We start from the raw sequence: 3374 nt of genomic DNA on the forward strand, positions 1-3374 counted from the left end.
CAGCTGGTCCAACATCGCCCCCGGATCGTTCACGATGATCGCCGCCCCATCGATCGCATCCACGTCGATCGCCCTGCTGAACGTCAACGTCAACACAAGGTCCACCTCGCCGTCGTACACCGCCGACACGAGCGTCAACGGCTCCACGGGCGGCTGCCGTGTTGCGATCGGGCGCCCGTGCTTCGGCGAACGTCTGCGCGGGGCCGGAATGAACGAAGTGGCTTGTTCCATCATGTAAACCTCGTCGAGCAAAGACCGAACGTCGAGCGGATCGCCCTCGCGACAAACGAACGCGGCGGCGCGCCGCACAGGCCGCGCCGTCCGTCCGTCCGTCATCGTGCGTCAACGTGCTTACGCCGCCAGCTTCGGCGACTGCTGCACCGCGCTCACGGTCGCGCTGCCGCCACCGATCGCGAAGTTCACGTTGAACTGGCTGAACGGCCCGACCGCGGTCGACCGCACCGCCTGCACCTGGTACATCACGGTCGATGTGCCCGGGGGCAGCGTTGCGTCGACGAAGGACTTCTGTCCCACGCCGCCGCAGTACTCGACCGGGCCCGTGGCGCCGACGCGACGCCACACCTGGTACATCGTGCCGCCCGCGCCGCGGTTGGCGCACTTCCACTTCAGCTGAAGCGACCCATCGGCGCCCAGTTCCGCCTTGAACGACTCGGGCGACCCCGGCGGCAACGCCGGCGATCCCTCACCGCGAACCGGCAGCTTCAAATCCTTGCGCTGCTGGTCGCTCACGGTGCTCATCCCTTGAATTTGTCGGGCCGTCAGCCTGACATAATCTTCGAGATTTCGCCGCGCTTCGTTCTTCGCGAACACGGTCGACGGCCCACGCGTCAACCCGCTGGTCGACGCCGCTAATGCCGTCTGAAACGAACTGACCAATCCCGCCAACGTGGCGGCGATCGGTGCCGTAAGCCCTAGCGAAGTCGGATTTGCCGTGATCTGTGCCGAGTACTGCTGCACATATTCCGAGAAATTCGCATCGCGTCGGGGCGGCCATATCGTGCTCACCATGTGAGCCTCCCTTCAGTTAGCCTGTCCTCTGACTCGATCCGCGAGGACTTCCACTCCGACGGCCAATCCGTACGAAGCGCCCTCACGACCCTGACAACCCTTAGGATCGTCACGACGCGAAGCGCACTTAATCAATTTTGCCACTTTGTTCGCGACGCCCGCAGTCGATGCCAAACACCCCCGCGGGCGTCGCCCCCATGCCCGGTGTTACCGGCGCGATGCCGCCCATGCAGCCTATCCACCGTCCGAACCGACGCCGGTGGCGTACCGCCCGTGGCACCCGGCACGCTATGATCGGAACGATGATGCGTTGTCGATCCATCGTGTCCGTGCTCTGGTTGATGGCGGCGCTGCTGGCCGGATGCGACCGGGACGGTAGCAAACCAGAATCGACGAAACCTGCCGAGGCCGCAGCCGACCACACCGAGGCGATCAGCGCTCTTGAGAACTTCGCCACCCGCGCCAGCCAACACGGCACCGGCACGTGCCGCACGCAAGCGGCTCAGCGATACCGCCAGATCGCTGCTGCCCTTCGATCGGGCGACGAATCTTCGGAAGGGTTAGGCCCCCGCTTCATCTGCGCAGCCGTTGGGCCGTCGACGTTCGAAGAGGGGGAACTCCAGATGTTCATTCATTTTGTCTCGGACGGTGCGAGCCCCGCCCGCGTGAAGTCCTCAACGCCCGACGGGCCACTGTCCGAAGTTGACGTCCGGCCCGAACGCGTCGTGCGCGACACGCTCGGAAGCGGCCTTTTCTATGGAATGGCCATCGTGCCGGTCCGCCGCGGCAGCATTGATCGTGTCAGCGAGGCGGACAAACGCTCGACCCTCCTCATTCCCACTGACGAGTCCCCGCTCTACGTCAGCATTCGGTTCCCCGACCGCCCCACCTACGAGGAACCGCTGGAGTGCACGTTCAGCAAATTCCTGAACGATCAGCTGGACCGCGCCGACTAGGCCCTGTCTGCGAAGACCATGCCGGGTGCCACCGGCGGCTTGCCCGCCCGTGTCACGAGCCAGGTGCCACACGTGGTACCCCACCCGCGCGAGGTCCGCAGCCGTTCACCCGCACGCCCGACGTACCGTCCGAGGCCCCCCGCCGCCCGCCCGATAAAAACCGCCCTTCGCCCCCTACCGATCGGCCGCCCCATAACATCCCGTTTTTCTCGCTGCAATCGTGGGGTGTTAATCTTCCGTACAAGTACACGGAACTTCCGTACAAGTGAACGGAACTTCCGTACAAGTGCACGGAACTCTCGTACAAGTGCACGGAACTCTCGTACAAGTGAACGGAACTTCCGTACAAGTACACGGAACTTCCGTACAAGTGCACGGAACTCCCGTACAAGTGCACGGAACTCTCGTACAAGTGAACGGAACTTCTGTCGTGGACGACGGAACCTCCGTACAAGGGGTCGGATAAGGGGTCGCAAGGGGTCGGATAAGGGGTCGGGGTCGGATAAGGGGTCGGGAGTCTTTGATTCGGACAAACAATGACTCCCGACCCCTTTAGAGACCCCCCTTTAGAGACCCGACCCCTTTAGAGACCCCCCGTCCCCGCCAGCAGCCGCACCGTCGGCACGCGCCGCTTGGCCTCGGCCAGCAAATCGACGAACGCCCGCGCGTCCCCCCGCTTGCGAAAGATCGCCTTGCGATCGTTCCCCCGGTTGAGCACGTGATACACCAACCCACCGGGACATCGCCGTGCGTTGCGAGGCATGGGCGGCGATGCTACCGTGACGGCATGGGGAGGAGCAAAACAAAGGTGGATGTCCCCTTTTCCGTCCCCGCGAGCCGATGAATGCCGGCCGCTGAACGGATTTCGTTGTCCCGCACGGCATGCTTCGTCCTCGCGTCATCCTCGCCGCGTTGGCGCTCGCGGCGCTCGTTCCCGTCGCCGCGGCGTATCTGCTGTTGTCGTTGGCACGGAGCGACGTCGAGAGTCAGGGTCGGTATCGCGCCACGCTCGTCCGCGTTCGGCCTTCGTTGAACTGCATCGTGTGGATCGAGTACACTGTTGCGGGTGATCCGGTATACACCACGGCGCATTGGCGCGTTCGCCCTTGGCGAGATGTCTCGTTCGGCAAGTAAGGCGCAGAGGATAGATAAGGGGTCGGGAGTCTTTGATTCGGACAAACAATGACTCCCGACCCCTTTAGAGACCCTGGCTTAGATCGCGAAAGGTGACCTTCGTGGACGGGATGAAGCCGGGTAGGGTCCGCTGGTACGCCTGCGGACCGATTCGCGTTCCGACGGAAAATGGTCCGCAGGGGTACCAGCGGACCCTACGAGACTGATCTCTGGATGTCCCCTTTTCTGGTCTCTCAGGAGCCTGCCCAAATCTCA

The 3374-nt window shown here is 63.5% G+C and carries 5 protein-coding genes; 2 read left to right on the forward strand and 3 right to left on the reverse strand.

The genetic code is table 11. From position 1 onward, the window contains the following. Both VGN72_03345 and VGN72_03350 read right to left on the reverse strand, forming a co-directional pair. On the reverse strand, positions 1-234 hold a 234-nt coding region (locus VGN72_03345; protein HEV7298374.1), incomplete at its 3' end, for a hypothetical protein. A 117-nt stretch (positions 235-351) separates the two neighbouring features. Then, positions 352-1029 carry a hypothetical protein gene (locus VGN72_03350; GenBank protein HEV7298375.1) on the reverse strand — a complete coding sequence of 226 codons (678 nt, stop codon included), beginning with the start codon at positions 1027-1029 and terminating at the stop codon, positions 352-354. Positions 1030-1331: 302 nt separating this feature from the next. Between VGN72_03350 and VGN72_03355 the strand changes: the two genes are divergently transcribed. Continuing rightward, on the forward strand, positions 1332-1985 hold the full coding sequence (locus tag VGN72_03355; protein HEV7298376.1) for a hypothetical protein: 654 nt from the start codon (positions 1332-1334) through the stop codon (positions 1983-1985). Between the two features lie 583 nt (positions 1986-2568). On the opposite strand, the gene VGN72_03360 is transcribed toward VGN72_03355, so the two are convergent. Further along, positions 2569-2748: a hypothetical protein gene (locus VGN72_03360; protein ID HEV7298377.1), complete on the reverse strand. Its 180-nt coding sequence runs from the start codon at positions 2746-2748 to the stop codon at positions 2569-2571. Positions 2749-2867: 119 nt separating this feature from the next. Here VGN72_03360 and VGN72_03365 point away from each other — a divergent pair, with 119 nt between their 5' ends. Then, entirely contained in the window at positions 2868-3119 is a 252-nt protein-coding gene (locus VGN72_03365) for a hypothetical protein (protein ID HEV7298378.1), read from the forward strand. Positions 3120-3374: the final 255 nt, after the last annotated feature.

This window comes from Tepidisphaeraceae bacterium, from assembly GCA_035998445.1.
In the GTDB taxonomy this organism is placed as follows: Bacteria; Planctomycetota; Phycisphaerae; order Tepidisphaerales; family Tepidisphaeraceae; genus DASYHQ01.

Coding starts and splice junctions, on each gene's coding strand:
- VGN72_03360 (HEV7298377.1), bottom strand. CDS start 2,748: ATGCCTCGCAACGCACGGCGATGTCCCGGTGGGTTGGTGTATCACGTG.
- VGN72_03365 (HEV7298378.1), top strand. CDS start 2,868: ATGCTTCGTCCTCGCGTCATCCTCGCCGCGTTGGCGCTCGCGGCGCTC.
- VGN72_03355 (HEV7298376.1), top strand. CDS start 1,332: ATGATGCGTTGTCGATCCATCGTGTCCGTGCTCTGGTTGATGGCGGCG.
- VGN72_03350 (HEV7298375.1), bottom strand. CDS start 1,029: ATGGTGAGCACGATATGGCCGCCCCGACGCGATGCGAATTTCTCGGAA.